Here is a 12,902-nt window from a genome sequence, read left to right on the forward strand (position 1 = left end):
AACTTTTCACGGTATCTGGAAAACCTCTCTCTAAATCTCTCTCCTGCGAGGAGAGAGACTTTGAATTCTTGGTTTGGAAGTTAGATTTTACGTGGACTTTTCCACATGACGCGAAAAGTCAGGTACTGAATCCTTACTCAAAATCTAGTAATTTAAGGGCTTTGTAATCATGGCAACCATAATATCTACCGCAACACAATACTATTACCTTACCGCAGGAACAGATTATTACCTGATTGCCAAACGTAGTGGTAAAGCTTTAGCTGTAGATGGACAGAAGACTGGTGATTGAGCAAATGTTCTGCAATGGACTAACCAATTACAAGATAGCTGTTTTTTAACTGGCTTTCTTAAAATTGGGTGAAGCATCTATTGGTATTTCAATTTGAAAAGTAGTTCCTCGACCAAAAGCAGATATACAACTGAGCTTCCCTCCATGTTTTTCTACAATAATCTGGTAGCTGACCGATAAACCTAACCCCACACCTTTCCCAACTGCCTTAGTTGTAAAAAATGGGTCATAAATTTTGCGTTGTAGTTCTTCACTAATTCCAAAACCGTTATCAAAAATTTGAATATTAATCCAGTATTGTTGATAAGTACTGGTTGTAATTCTAATTATTGGTATAGAATCACAATTTATTTTCATGTTATTGATATACTTTTTATCTAACGCATCAATAGCATTCGTAAAAATATTAAAAAACGCTTGATTTAATTGCCCAGGATAGCAATTTACTAATGGCAAATCTCCATATTCTTTAATTACCGTAACTTCCGGTCTATTACCCCCTGTGTTGATCAATCTATTTTTGAGGATGAGTAGTGTATAATCTAACCCTTCATGAATATCTACAGTCTTAAACTCGGCTTCATCCAGGCGTGAGAAGTTACGTAAGGAGTCAACAATATGCTTAATTCTTGTAGCTCCTACTTGCATTGATTCTAACGTTTTTGGTAAATCCTTTGTCAGAAATTGTAAATCAATAGTTTCTTTGAGAAATTGAATTGTCTGTAGAGGCTCAGGATAGTATTTTTCATAAGTGTTAATCAATTCTAGAATATCTCGTATATAGGCTTCTATATGAAATAAGTTCCCATAAATAAAATTGACAGGATTATTAATTTCATGCGCTACTCCAGCAACTATTTGCCCTATTGAGGACATTTTTTCGGCTTGAATGAATTGTAATTGAGTTTGTTTAAGTGCTAACATTGCTGCTTCTAATTCCTCAGTTCTTGTTTGAGCTAAGGTTGCTAGCTCTGCTTGTTTTTGTAGTGCTTGTTGTAAAAGTTCTTGATTAGACTTGAGAACAGCTGTTTTAACTAGTTGAACACTTAATTGTTGATTAAAAAATGAGGTGAGCAACGTCCAGCCCAAAAGCAGTACTGTGATTAAACCAACAATTACAGCCATCCAAACTGATCTATTAGTATCAACTGTGGCTAGATTGATGATTTTGGGATTGGAAAAATGGGTTGCCATCATGCCTGTGTAGTGCATTGAGGGTATGGCACTACCCAATATAATTGCACTCCCAAACCTGAGCCACCTTCCTTTTAAGGTAGTATCAGCTCTGAGTTTGAACCCAACCCAAAGTGCAAGCAGGGAAATGAGTATAGCGATTGCAATCGACAATACAACTATATTAAAGTCATAAGATATCTTTGCTGGTAAGCGAACAGCAGCCATACCGATGTAGTGCATGGCACTAATTCCTATACCCATTAGTAGGCTACCGCTTAACAGCGACAAAATATTAATCTCTGGTAAGCTAACTAAAGCAAGGGCTAACCCAGAGGCAAAAATTGCTGGCACTAGCGATATGGCAACTGTTAACCAATGATAATGAATCGGAATTGGCAGACTTAATGCCAGCATGGCAATAAAGTGCATAGCCCAAATGCCAGTTCCCATCGTAACCGCTCCACCAACCACCCACCTAAAACGTTCTTTTGATTTAGATTCTACGACTTGTCCTGCTAAATCAAGTGTGGTGTATGCCGTTAGCATAGCAATAGCTACAGAAAGTAAGCTTAGGCGAATGTCATAAATACCATGAAGCATAAAGTAAATTACTAGCTCCGCTTAAATAAACTTTAAAGATTATTGACCTGTTTTTCTTACTTATTATTCCCAACAGACAAGGCATTCTTGCATACCACAGGATAACCCGACGAGTGGCACTGTTTGATCAGCGATAATACCAAAGGTGGGTACTGGCAATTCGCTTCTTAAACAATTGCCAAAAGCAGCGAATTGGTGTTAGACCCCTGTCAAATCATAATCAGTTACCCAAGCGAGGTTAGGGTTAAACTTAGGCTTGGCATTTGGCCGAGGAAAGATGCAAATTCCTGCGTCCTCTGGTACGGTTAAAGTGGAAGACTGCCATTCAATGCTGTAGAGTCAAGCGCCGTTAATTAGTTGTATACCCAAAACAGTGCGCCTGTTTGACCCATAAGCAGCAAACTAGAATTTAACAAGTTCACCCACTATAAAAATGGGACTTTCAACGCTTACAGACTGAATTTGCTCACCATAATGTACCTCCTAATTTGAAAGTAGACTGCATAGGTAATCAATCCGTTTCCAAGTCACAGCAGCTTGCCGGGGAGAACAACTCAAACCATAAGCGCGACGGGCATCATAATTACCCTTGATTCCCTTGGCTACTCCAACGGGAATCCCAAAAGCCACCTCACGAATGCCGGGTTCAAAGCTTCGGTCTTCATGAGAGATCCGTACTTGCGTAATATGATTTCCAATTTGGTCTGCCCAGGGGGTTGGCTGTTGATGGTGGAATAAGCCATCGGCGTAGGCAATGATAAAGACTCTTTCTCTTTCATGTGGCAAGCCGAGGCAGTACGCGGGTATAGTTGACCATTCACATACGTACCGGATTTGGGAAAGGTCTTCGAGGACTGTTGCCATTCCTCTAGCGAGTAGCCCTGCTGGGTTTTCGATGAGAGCGATTGCTGGTTTACACTGGTGGATGATCCTAAATTGTTCTCCCCAGAGTGCGGATCTGAAGTCGGCAAGTCCAAGTCTATTGCCTAAGTTACTTGTGCCGGCGCAAGGGAAACCCAACATAAACTGTAGGCAAAATTTCCAGTAGTTATGCTGAGGTATAAATAAGTTACTAAAGTATAAAGTGAATGCTGGTAAAAGAAAAGATGATTGTAGTAAATTTATATACTCTATTGATGTGAATAATTCGGTAGAGTATTTTTGTGAGAATCACTGCCCTTCGTAAAAGGGTTTTCTACAGCCTGCAATTGTTGCAAGAGGTCTCGTAGACTGTGGAAGAATAATCGCAACAGTAAGATGAAGCGTCAAATGTGTATTACGATATCTGAAATTCTTAATTTTGGTTTCTAGAGGTAAGCATTTGTTCAGGAATAACCAAAGGCAACCCCTTACCTAGATACAACCACTTGTTTGTTTCTCGCTGACTTTGAAAAATATTTAATTATATTTTAATATTTCTGTTGGTTGATGCTCTAAAAGCCTCACAGCCTCTTATCCCTATAGATGCAAATTAACTATCTTTATTTAAGTATCTCTAGGTAGAAGTCATAAATTTCTAGAATTCGTAGGATTTGAAACGGAAACTTATTTTTATTGATGTAGTTTCAAAATAAGACTTATATTATCTGTTGAACAATGCCAAGTAGTTATTTTACATCAATAGAAGAAAGAGAAAAAATATTTTGCACAGAACTGGTTAAGTACGGCGTGGAGTATGAAAAAGCGGTTATAGCAGCTAAAATTATAGCTTCTGGGCAAGGGGATGAGCTTTTATCGCCCTCAGAGATAAAAATCGTTAAAGATGCTTGCAAAAAGTGGTCAGAACAGAATCAGCGTTTAAAGCGTTTGAAAGCTGTTGTAAATCAAATTTAGTTTAAGCTGACGGCAATAATTAGAGAAGCTAGAAAAGCAAAAGGCTGGTCTAGGGCATTTTTTGCTACAACTATGGGGAAAAGCGTTTCTTGGGTTGATGCAGTTGAGACATGTATAAGTAAAGTCTCTCAGAAAGATTTACCAAAGTTGCTCAACACGCTGGAACTATACCTTAACAAGTATTGATTTCAACTAAACATAAATTCTTGTATCTAACTGCAAATACCCTAAGCTAAGTAAGCATTAGGGTATTTGCAATATCAAAAATATCAGAAGTTCCAGTGTTTCATCTAGGGTTAAACAATCTGTCTAACTAATATTGTCGCTAAAAGTTAATTCATTCAAGCCGTGCTAACGAACTGCATTTGGGTCACGATAAGCAGTAGATTCAGAGCGCTTGCCTTTAGCTAAACCAGCCAAACCAGCCAGACCTAACAAGCCTAACCAGCCCCAGTCAAAACCGTTATCATCTCTGCTATTCGCCCCTTGAGTAGAGGTGTTATCTGTACGTGAAGTAGTGTTTGTATCCCCAGAGGTGTTGCTTTGGGCCGAGGCGGGCATAATTAAAGGAGTTACGGCAAGACCCACTGCTAGTATGCTAGAGCCAATAACTTTTGATATGTCCGAACGCTTCATAATTAAAACTCTGTTTTGGTATTCATACTTTATCAATCTCAAGCTGAACATTCATCAGTCCAAAGCTACAAATAACGCTGCTCATAGAGTCCCAATAAAGTAGTATTTTACTTTAATGAGAACGTCAATAGAGTGAGATTTTCTTCTTCAAAGCTTCACTCTAATCAATAACTGAGTTCTCCAGGAGGAACGAAACTCAGTTAGGATAGCGCACTCAACTACTACCGCCACTTTTCAAAAGCTGGCTAGCAAATATTTACATAAAACTTACGCTAGCAACTAACTCCACAGTCAGTACTTATATGCCTTTATTTAAACTCCCACTCTTGGTAGGTGCGTATTATCAACTACAGCAATAAATTAGAAACTATTGCTTAAACTAAGCAACTAATAGCCAAATGTAGCTAATGCGAATATGGGAGAAAATTTTGATTTTTAAAAGGCTTTTCAATCTAAAAAATCTTAACAAAAATGTCTATAAATAAATTTTATTCATCATAGTTGCGATTAGCTCATGAGTTCATATAATTACACTATCTTATTAGCTTCTAACGAACCTATTACACAGATGTCAATTAAAGATGTGATTGAGCAAACGTCTTTAGATAATGTATTTGTAAATGTATTTGTAGTCAACTCCTCAGTAGAAGCTGTACATTATCTTGAAAGTAAAGGTTCTTCATTTGATAACTCAGGCTCCTGTTTACCCCTAGTAATATTATCAGATTTAAACATTTCTGTGTTGTCAAATTTAGAGTTATTAACATGGGTAAAACAGCATCCCTTGTTGAAGCACATACCAGTGGTCGTGATTAGTAACTCAGAAAATAAAAACCAAGCTATAGAAGCTATGGATTTAGGGGCTAGCTCTTACTTTGTTAAATCGAAGCCAGTAGAGAATCTAATTTACCTGATCAAAGCTCATGTACCTTGGTTAGTACTGGATTATGGCGGTAATTAAGGTTAAGAATTTATCAAAGATGTGATTGGTTGATAACACGCAAGGAAGCGCAATTGCTTCTAGTGAATTAAAGTCCAAAGTTATTGGTAAGATTTGGCGGATTTAATGCACGCTGTAAGATTGTTCTATAACTGGATCGGTGACCCATCACCGTGAAATCGAAATTCGACTAACTCACCCAAGCCAAACACAGGTTTTTCTTGGGGCAGCGATCGCTTCGGCACTTAGTCGCGATCTCAACCTCATCTGTCCCGTGTAGATCAAATTCAATCAATAACCCACGATTTTGTTTTTATTTCATGGAGTTATGTTTATGATCCTGCATATTTCGATCGATGCTCACAATCCATTGCAAGTTGCTACTGCTCTAGCTGAAGTTTTGAATGGTAAGGTATATAAATTTTTCACTCCTGGTAGTTACCTCGTGATGCCTTTTGACAAACATGGTACTCACATTGTGGTGTTTAAAGAAGGTGATGTATGGGTTCCAAGTACTGATGCCGAATCAGCGCAGGTACTGCAAGCTGAACCGACTAAATTTGTGGCTAACCATGCGGCAATTTCGGTTCCTACCACCCAGGAGCAGATCGAGCAGATCGGTCAACGTGAGGGATGGCGCGTCCTGACTCGCTCTTCAGGAGATGCCGTCCCATTCAGTGCGATCGAGTTTTGGGTGGAGAATCGCATACTGTTTGAGTTTTTACCGTCAGAATTTGTGCCCCAATATTTGCAGACCATGCAATCAGAGATGATTGAGAAAATTCTTGGCCAGCCAATTTAGCTTGTGCCAGTTTAGGAGAGCGATTTTTTTTCGGGGGAGATGGGCAAGAATTAAGCAAGGGGTTTAAACATTTCCCAATTAAACCCAACCGCCCACTCCTCGCCCCCAAAAGACACTCCACCGTCAGCCTGACATCGCCGCAGTCAACCCCGGCAGCCACCGTCCCCGACAGAACAGCCAGTACCCCAAGTTCCGACCAATCTCCCAAATCCTCGCCGTGCAGAGATACTCGGCAATAGCCGCAGGGCAGACGTAAGCACTTCACAGGATAACCCAATGTGTGACATTTCTCGATCAGCGATGGTACCAAGGGTGGATATGTTTCAATTATGAAAATAAACAAAACACATAGTATCAATATTCAAACCCTCGCATTTATAAGCCACTGCGGTAGACGGGTTTCCCGGCATAAAGCAAGTGGCGTGCGTGGGGTATTATTAATTGCGAATGGGCGAAAAAATGAATTGCGAGTTGGAAATGACGCAACCTTTGAACTGATGGATGCAATATTGCTAACTCGTAACGCTTATAGTTTGGCAGACTTCACGTACACTCACTCGCTCTAACAGACTGACCAGTAGAGGCGGGATTCGTTTACCCCAGGGCGGGGAGATGTACCAGCACTGTTCTAAGTTTTGGACAAGATTAGTCATACTTTTGCTCCTTTCAAAATACTTTGTGCCGACATGAATAATTGGCTTGCAAAACTGGGAGGCACGGAATAGCCGATAATTGACCCCGCCGTAGCAGTTTCGTTGGGGAATAATGCAGATATGGTATTTAAACCAAGTAGTGCTTATGTACTATAAAACTAGTAATATAGTATTTTATTAAGCACCAGTTGCCCTAACTTTTTAATGCTTCACTCTGCTTCCAAGTGAGAAAAATAGTTCACGTAGACATGGATGCCTTTTATGCATCGGTAGAACAAAGGGATAACCCTAGCTACCGAGGCAAACCGTTAGTCGTCGGTGGCAGTCCGAATCAGCGAGGCGTAGTTGCAGCAGCGAGTTATGAAGCTCGTAAGTTTGGTATTCATTCCGCGATGCCGTCAGTAACAGCAATTGCCAAATGTCCTGGGCTTATCTTTGTCAGACCGAGATTCGACGTTTACCGAGATATTTCCACTTCAATCCACGCTATCTTTAAACGCTACAGTGATTTAGTGGAAGGAGTTGCACTAGATGAAGCATACCTGGATGTTACTGAGAACAAGCAAAACATCACCTATGCTTCTACTATCGCAAGATATATTAAAACTGCAATTTTCCAGGAAACGAAGTTAACGGCAACTGCGGGTGTGTCGATTAACAAGTTTCTTGCAAAAATGGCATCAGGGCAGAATAAGCCAAATGGACTAACGGTGATTTTACCGGAGGATGCTATCGCCTTTGTAGAGCAACTGCCAATTGAAAAATTTCACGGCATTGGAGAGGTGACTGCGGCTAAGATGCACTCATTCGGCATTCATACTGGAGCTGAATTGAAAGAGCGATCGCTGACTGAGCTAACACACCACTTTGGTAAAGCAGGCCATTATTACTACAAGATTGCCAGAGCAGAAGATGACCGACCAGTTGAGGCGAATCGGGTTCGTAAATCAATTGGTGCAGAAACCTCGTTTGCACAAGACTTAAGTGATATCAGCCAGATGTTACAAGAACTCGAACAGATTGCCCAAATTGTCGAGCAACGGTTAGAGCAGCACGAAACACGAGGACGTACATTAACTCTGAAAGTTAAGTTCTCTGACTATCAGCAGCTAACCCGCAGTAAGACAATGCTTGCTCCCATTAGTGAACTCTCTGCGATTTTTGAGATAGCTAAAGCACTGTTTGAGTCAATTGAACTGGAGAATCGTAGTATCAGATTGTTGGGAATTTCCTTGTCTAACCTTGATAATGCCAAACAGTTACAAGCTATTCAATTGCCATTATTTCAGAATGGGAACATCATATTTTAGCGCAGGTGTAAGCCCCACTTCTAAAAAGCTCAGTTACCGTCGTAAGCATTTTACAAGCTCATTAGTGACTGCAATTGTGTGTCTGAATTATCTCCCAATTCTTGTTGCAGTTGGGATAGTTGATTCTCTAACGCTTCAGCAGTCTGAATAAGATTCGATTCTTGGGCTATTTTTAGGACATGATATAGTTCACAATCTGTGACTTAAAGGAAAAGATGGTTCTTGGCAACTTTTGGTGATCTAGGTTGGGGGAAGGCAGAGGGCAGAAGGCAGAAGGAAGAAGAAAGAAAGAAAGATATAATCGAGATACTTCGAACTTCACTCCATCAAACATTTGAGGAATAAGCCTCAGCAAGTTCTATGTCGGTGCTAACTCACCTATTACCAGATTCAACCAATCTGAAACTTGAGAATTGCCTTCTTGACAAGATAAAAACTCAGATAAAGTTGATTGTTTCCGCAATCAGTAGAGTAGTTAACTGTCCAGTCTGTAACCAACCAACTCACAAAATTCATAGCCGCTATGAACGCTTATTAGCAGACTTACCCTGGGCTGATTACAGCATTACCTTACAGTTACGGGTAAGGAAGTTTTTTTGCATCAATAAGTTGTGTAAACGGCGCATTTTTACAGAAAGGCTGACCAATGTAACCACACCTTGGGCTAGAAGAACTCTACGTTTAGCTCAACGACTGAGTGTGATTGGTTTAGCTAATGGTGGTGCAGCAGGGGTAAGACTCTCACAGCATTGGGGAATAAAAGTTTCTCGCAACACACTATTAAATTTAGTCCGCTCAGTCCCACTACCACCAATCGTAACGCCACATACTCTTGGGGTAGACGACTTCTGCTTTCGTAAATGTAAAACTTACGGCACAGCACTAATTGATCTGGAACGCAGACGACCAATTGCTCTACTAAAAGACGCAAAAGCTGAAACCTTAGCAGAATGGTTAAAAGCTCACCCTGGTATCAAAATCGTCTCACGAGATCGGTCAAAAACTTATGAAAGTGGTATCCGCCAAGGCGCACCAGAAGCCATTCAAGTTGCAGACCGTTTTCACTTATTGCAGAACTTATCTCAAACGCTCTATCAAGTCTTTGGTATTCATGCCAAAGTACGTAAAAGTTGTGGAAAAACAAGTATTTAGTACTGATACTAAAGTGCATTTAGAGGTGGAAACAGCACTTGAAGAAGGCATTCGGGAATTGGATGGGGATACATACCCCACCCAATTGCAGACCACTGAAATTCAAAACTTGGGCGGGGGTCTTAAACCCTTTTTGGCAGAGAATACAGACGGATTGGCTGCACAGGAGAACCCTCAAACCAACCTTCTGCCGTCTGCCGTCTGCCCTCTGCCTTTCCCCGATAACCTTTCCCTGATTACTGAGGCTAATAAGAACCCAGTTGTACCAAGGTTTCCCCAAAACACATCTTTAAAAAGAAAAGTTCAATCCGCCAAAGCACGGGATAGACGGAGGGAAATCCATCAGCAAGTTTGGAGACTGCGGTCTGTTGGCTTCTCAGGGCTAGCAATCGCTCAAGAGCTGGGAGTTTCTAAAACTACCGTATTCAATTACTTGCGTAGCTCAACTTTTACCGAACGTCGTGAACGTAGCGACCACGGTCTGAGTCTTCTCAACCCAAATCAAGATTACCTCCTCAGTCGCTGGAATAGCGAGAACCACAACACCCAAGAACTGTTTGAAGAAATTCGCACCTGCGGCTATACCGGTAGTTATGGTACAGTCGTTCGCTTCACTCGTTATCTCAAGAGCTTACCCGGATTTGCACCAGCAAAAGGTTCAACAAAAAACGCTTCCCCCAGGGTAAGCTCTTCTTCCCATCGTCCTCTCACCCCCAGTCGCCTTACAGCTTTAGTCTTGCGACGACCGGAATTAACAGAGCCTAATGAGCGTGAAGCAATCGCTCAACTACAAACAGCCCATTCGGATTTGAAGTCAGCTATTGAACTAGCCCAACAGTTTGCATTCCTTGTGCGTCAACGCCTACCTGAGCAGCTCGATGCTTGGTTCAACAAAGCTAAAAACAGCTCTGTTTCTTTGTTGCGCTCCTTTGCTGTTAGTTTAGAGTCTGACTACAATGCTGTGAAAGCAGGTGTAACTATGTCAGTTAGTAATGGCCCAGTTGAAGGCCATATTAATCGCTTGAAAATGTTAAAGCGACAGATGTATGGTCGCGCCAAAATAGATTTACTTGAACGACGATTTTTGTTGGCTATTTAAGGAGAAAATTTTGACAATTTACACTTGATTATATGAGTTATAGAAATCAGTTTATCTGGCAAAGAGCGGTTCAACTTGCTATCAATTGTTATAAATTTACCCGCCTATTTCCTCAGTCCGAATTGTATGGTTTAACCAGCCAAATCCGACGTTCTTCTGTATCTGTAGCATCTAATATAGCAGAAGGCTATGGTAGGCGGTCAAAGCCAGAATACATACAGTTTTTACATATTGCATTAGCCTCCTTGAGAGAACTAGATACGCAATTAATCATTGCGAAAGAAGTAGACTTAGCCGAGAAAAATCTTTTCACACCCCTATTAAATGAAGTTGAGGAAATGCAAAGTATATTAGTTGCAAGTTTAAACAAACTTAAAGCTTGAACTTACTACTTATTCCTTTCTTTCTTCTGCCTTCTGCCCTCTGCCTTCTGCCTTCCCCCACCCAAGATCACCAAAAGTTGCCAAGAACCAAGTTATGATTCATTTTTGGTCAATTTATGGGTAAAAGCACACCAAGCACTCCCTTTTTTTTGCGTTGGTTGAATTTGGAAATTCTGGATACATTGCTAGCAGAACGAGTTCATCGTACCAACCCCAGAGTTGTCAAAAAACCTGTATCTAAGTTTCGCTCAAAAAGATTAAAACACCGAGGTACTGGCACACGAAATCGTCCCCCTATTTTCGTTATTCTTAGCACTGCATAGCCTTAACTTAACAGTATTGCCTTATACAGAAGTAATCTGTTTAGCCTGTATCATGCCTGGTGTTGGACTTTTAACATCCCAAGCCATACCTGTTACTTCAAGAGACCGGATAACCCAGTAACCTAGATCAAATTGCCACCATTTCATACCAAACTTTGCCGAGTTTGGGAAAGCATGATGGTTGTTATGCCACCCTTCTCCAAGAGTTAGAATGGCAAGCCAAATAATATTTCGGCTTTGATCAGCGTTTTCAAAACGGTAGCGACCAAAGACGTGGGTAATGGAATTGATGCACCAAGTCGTGTGGTGAGATAAGAAGATTCGGACAATTCCTCCCCACATAAACCCTTGGAATGCTCCAATACTACTTCCTGTAAGAATCCCTTCTATAGCCGTAGGAATAGCAAGACCTAGTATTATCCAAATTAGGTAAAGCTGATTAATTTTGACAATGGTAGGGTTGTGAACCAAGTCTTTGGCAAAAATTAATGGATTCACAATCAAGCTCTCAAACAGCCAGCCAATATGGGCATAGTATAGTCCGCGTAATTGATTATAAATTCCGTTTCCATGAAGACGAGGTGAATGAGGATCGTTGGGCTGATCGCTGTACTGATGATGGCATCTATGAGTAGCTACCCAAAAAATTACAGGTCCTTGAGCAGCCATAGAGCCAAGAATGGCTAGAGTGATCTCTATCACTTTGTTTGACTTGAAAGCTCTGTGTGCAAAGTATCGATGAAAGCCTACAGTAGATGCATTGCGCTTGGAGAAGTCAGCCAAAGCCTGAATCATCGCCTCGTCGCCTTTAATCTCAACCTTAGCCGTGAGATCCATCAGCACAGACCGCAGTCCCAGCCACTGAAGATGCGATTGCTGTTTTGAGCGTCGTAGATTGTAAAACTATCAAAGTTGGACCGAGCATCGGATGCTCCCTAAGCGATTTAGTCATTTAAAAATGGTCATCATGCAGAAGAAACTTTTTCCAGAAGAAAATCCAAATTATCATTAGGATAATACTCTTGTTTTTCTTCTCCAAACTTGAATAAATATATCGTTTTATTGCCAATCAATCTGATTGATGAATCTTCAATTTTTAACATTGTTCCTTCCGGCAATCCTACAACATAAATATCTGGATTTAAAACTAGAAATTCTTCCAGTCTTTGTTCTCTTGTCTCTCCATTGTGATTTGGGATTGCTGCATTTGTATAGTGGGGGTTAATTTGAAAAGGAACTAAATTCGTAAGGATTCAGGTCTAATATTGAGGAAGTAAAGAAGGGCAAGACAGGCAGTTACTAGAATTAGCAATTAAAGCCTGTGCAAAAAAATCAATGACAGACCTAGCTTGACGGCGACAAGTCTGTACCACGGTCAATAAATTAGCAGTATGTTGAAACCGCTCCATTGAACGGGAACCACCACTAACTTTACGTTTTGTCACAGCCAAACGCAGCGTTCGCGAAGCGTGTCCGAAGGACTCTCGTTCAGCCTGATTATTATCAGGAGGAACTTCAGGATGGTCAAGGAAATACCACCATTGGCTTGCTTTATCGCGCAAAGAACGTAAAAGCTGACCTGCTGTTGCTCCTGCTTTGTCAATCCACTGATTGAGTGAGGAGTGCAACTTAACTTTGAATTGATTGACCCAATCGTTATAACTACTTGAATCAAGAGTCTTAAACCCGAAGAGCATAACTGC

17 protein-coding genes are annotated in these 12,902 nt (G+C 40.8%); 10 read left to right on the forward strand and 7 right to left on the reverse strand.

The features are described 5' to 3' along the window. Nucleotides 1–169 precede the first annotated feature (169 nt). On the forward strand, nt 170–292 hold the full coding sequence (locus LC608_RS37070) for a hypothetical protein (RefSeq protein WP_267871293.1): 123 nt from the start codon (nt 170–172) through the stop codon (nt 290–292). A 45-nt stretch (nt 293–337) separates the two neighbouring features. Here LC608_RS37070 and LC608_RS32430 read toward each other — a convergent pair whose 3' ends face one another. Continuing rightward, nucleotides 338–2,068 (reverse strand): MHYT domain-containing protein, encoded by a 1,731-nt coding sequence (locus LC608_RS32430; RefSeq protein ID WP_229557487.1) that lies wholly within the window; start codon nt 2,066–2,068, stop codon nt 338–340. A 483-nt stretch (nt 2,069–2,551) separates the two neighbouring features. Then, the gene (locus LC608_RS32435; RefSeq protein WP_229557488.1) at nt 2,552–3,091 is read right to left on the reverse strand and encodes a DNA cytosine methyltransferase; all 540 of its coding nucleotides are present in this window, start codon (nt 3,089–3,091) and stop codon (nt 2,552–2,554) included. A gap of 573 nt (nt 3,092–3,664) precedes the next feature. Between LC608_RS32435 and LC608_RS32440 the strand changes: the two genes are divergently transcribed. Together LC608_RS32440 and LC608_RS37075 are read left to right on the forward strand one after the other, a co-directional pair. After that, entirely contained in the window at nt 3,665–3,901 is a 237-nt protein-coding gene (locus tag LC608_RS32440) for a hypothetical protein (protein ID WP_229557489.1), read from the forward strand. Between the two features lie 18 nt (nt 3,902–3,919). Beyond that, entirely contained in the window at nt 3,920–4,087 is a 168-nt protein-coding gene (locus LC608_RS37075; protein ID WP_308189963.1) for a helix-turn-helix transcriptional regulator, read from the forward strand. A gap of 165 nt (nt 4,088–4,252) precedes the next feature. On the opposite strand, the gene LC608_RS32450 is transcribed toward LC608_RS37075, so the two are convergent. After that, complete coding sequence (locus LC608_RS32450; protein ID WP_229557491.1) at nt 4,253–4,537, reverse strand: WGxxGxxG family protein; 285 nt, start codon at nt 4,535–4,537, stop codon at nt 4,253–4,255. A 514-nt stretch (nt 4,538–5,051) separates the two neighbouring features. Here LC608_RS32450 and LC608_RS32455 point away from each other — a divergent pair. From LC608_RS32455 to LC608_RS32465, 3 genes are all read left to right on the forward strand, one after another. Further along, complete coding sequence (locus LC608_RS32455) at nt 5,052–5,498, forward strand: response regulator (RefSeq protein ID WP_229557492.1); 447 nt, start codon at nt 5,052–5,054, stop codon at nt 5,496–5,498. 313 nt (nt 5,499–5,811) lie between these two features. Further along, the gene (locus LC608_RS32460; protein ID WP_229557493.1) at nt 5,812–6,279 is read left to right on the forward strand and encodes a hypothetical protein; all 468 of its coding nucleotides are present in this window, start codon (nt 5,812–5,814) and stop codon (nt 6,277–6,279) included. 329 nt (nt 6,280–6,608) lie between these two features. Next, the gene (locus tag LC608_RS32465) at nt 6,609–6,845 is read left to right on the forward strand and encodes a hypothetical protein (protein ID WP_229557494.1); all 237 of its coding nucleotides are present in this window, start codon (nt 6,609–6,611) and stop codon (nt 6,843–6,845) included. Here the strand turns inward: LC608_RS32465 and LC608_RS37730 are convergent. Further along, nucleotides 6,792–6,932: a DUF1392 family protein gene (locus LC608_RS37730; protein WP_374108479.1), complete on the reverse strand. Its 141-nt coding sequence runs from the start codon at nt 6,930–6,932 to the stop codon at nt 6,792–6,794. The genes LC608_RS32465 and LC608_RS37730 overlap by 54 nt on opposite strands. A gap of 224 nt (nt 6,933–7,156) precedes the next feature. Between LC608_RS37730 and dinB the strand changes: the two genes are divergently transcribed. The 4 genes from dinB (at nt 7,157) to LC608_RS32485 (ending at nt 10,876) form a co-directional block, all read left to right on the forward strand. Further along, nucleotides 7,157–8,242 carry a DNA polymerase IV gene (gene dinB, locus LC608_RS32470; RefSeq protein ID WP_229557495.1) on the forward strand — a complete coding sequence of 362 codons (1,086 nt, stop codon included), beginning with the start codon at nt 7,157–7,159 and terminating at the stop codon, nt 8,240–8,242. 360 nt (nt 8,243–8,602) lie between these two features. Beyond that, nucleotides 8,603–9,394: an ISL3 family transposase gene (locus LC608_RS32475; protein ID WP_229557496.1), complete on the forward strand. Its 792-nt coding sequence runs from the start codon at nt 8,603–8,605 to the stop codon at nt 9,392–9,394. Further along, on the forward strand, nt 9,354–10,493 hold the full coding sequence (locus tag LC608_RS32480; protein ID WP_229557497.1) for a transposase: 1,140 nt from the start codon (nt 9,354–9,356) through the stop codon (nt 10,491–10,493). The genes LC608_RS32475 and LC608_RS32480 overlap by 41 nt, the downstream gene beginning before the upstream one ends. 32 nt (nt 10,494–10,525) lie before the next feature. Continuing rightward, nucleotides 10,526–10,876 carry a four helix bundle protein gene (locus LC608_RS32485; RefSeq protein WP_229557498.1) on the forward strand — a complete coding sequence of 117 codons (351 nt, stop codon included), beginning with the start codon at nt 10,526–10,528 and terminating at the stop codon, nt 10,874–10,876. A 344-nt stretch (nt 10,877–11,220) separates the two neighbouring features. Here LC608_RS32485 and LC608_RS32490 read toward each other — a convergent pair whose 3' ends face one another. The 3 genes from LC608_RS32490 to LC608_RS32500 all read right to left on the reverse strand — a co-directional run. After that, the gene (locus LC608_RS32490) at nt 11,221–12,036 is read right to left on the reverse strand and encodes an acyl-CoA desaturase (RefSeq protein ID WP_229557499.1); all 816 of its coding nucleotides are present in this window, start codon (nt 12,034–12,036) and stop codon (nt 11,221–11,223) included. Between the two features lie 128 nt (nt 12,037–12,164). After that, nucleotides 12,165–12,452, reverse strand: coding sequence for a Type 1 glutamine amidotransferase-like domain-containing protein (locus LC608_RS32495; RefSeq protein ID WP_308189964.1), 288 nt, complete (start codon nt 12,450–12,452; stop codon nt 12,165–12,167). A gap of 6 nt (nt 12,453–12,458) precedes the next feature. Further along, nucleotides 12,459–12,902 (reverse strand): transposase (locus LC608_RS32500; RefSeq protein WP_229557500.1); only part of this gene is annotated, 444 nt, incomplete at its 5' end.

This window comes from Nostoc sp. XA010, assembly GCF_020829625.1.
Taxonomy (GTDB): Bacteria; Cyanobacteriota; Cyanobacteriia; order Cyanobacteriales; family Nostocaceae; genus Nostoc.

What these genes read in the sequence shown, in the direction of transcription:
- LC608_RS37070 (WP_267871293.1), top strand. Translation starts at nt 170, where the DNA reads ATGGCAACCATAATATCTACCGCAACACAATACTATTACCTTACCGCA.
- LC608_RS32430 (WP_229557487.1), bottom strand. Translation starts at nt 2,068, where the DNA reads ATGCTTCATGGTATTTATGACATTCGCCTAAGCTTACTTTCTGTAGCT.
- LC608_RS32435 (WP_229557488.1), bottom strand. Translation starts at nt 3,091, where the DNA reads ATGTTGGGTTTCCCTTGCGCCGGCACAAGTAACTTAGGCAATAGACTT.
- LC608_RS32440 (WP_229557489.1), top strand. Translation starts at nt 3,665, where the DNA reads ATGCCAAGTAGTTATTTTACATCAATAGAAGAAAGAGAAAAAATATTT.
- LC608_RS32450 (WP_229557491.1), bottom strand. Translation starts at nt 4,537, where the DNA reads ATGAAGCGTTCGGACATATCAAAAGTTATTGGCTCTAGCATACTAGCA.
- LC608_RS32455 (WP_229557492.1), top strand. Translation starts at nt 5,052, where the DNA reads ATGAGTTCATATAATTACACTATCTTATTAGCTTCTAACGAACCTATT.
- LC608_RS32460 (WP_229557493.1), top strand. Translation starts at nt 5,812, where the DNA reads ATGATCCTGCATATTTCGATCGATGCTCACAATCCATTGCAAGTTGCT.
- LC608_RS32465 (WP_229557494.1), top strand. Translation starts at nt 6,609, where the DNA reads ATGAAAATAAACAAAACACATAGTATCAATATTCAAACCCTCGCATTT.
- LC608_RS37730 (WP_374108479.1), bottom strand. Translation starts at nt 6,932, where the DNA reads ATGACTAATCTTGTCCAAAACTTAGAACAGTGCTGGTACATCTCCCCG.
- LC608_RS32475 (WP_229557496.1), top strand. Translation starts at nt 8,603, where the DNA reads ATGTCGGTGCTAACTCACCTATTACCAGATTCAACCAATCTGAAACTT.
- LC608_RS32480 (WP_229557497.1), top strand. Translation starts at nt 9,354, where the DNA reads ATGCCAAAGTACGTAAAAGTTGTGGAAAAACAAGTATTTAGTACTGAT.
- LC608_RS32485 (WP_229557498.1), top strand. Translation starts at nt 10,526, where the DNA reads ATGAGTTATAGAAATCAGTTTATCTGGCAAAGAGCGGTTCAACTTGCT.
- LC608_RS32490 (WP_229557499.1), bottom strand. Translation starts at nt 12,036, where the DNA reads ATGGATCTCACGGCTAAGGTTGAGATTAAAGGCGACGAGGCGATGATT.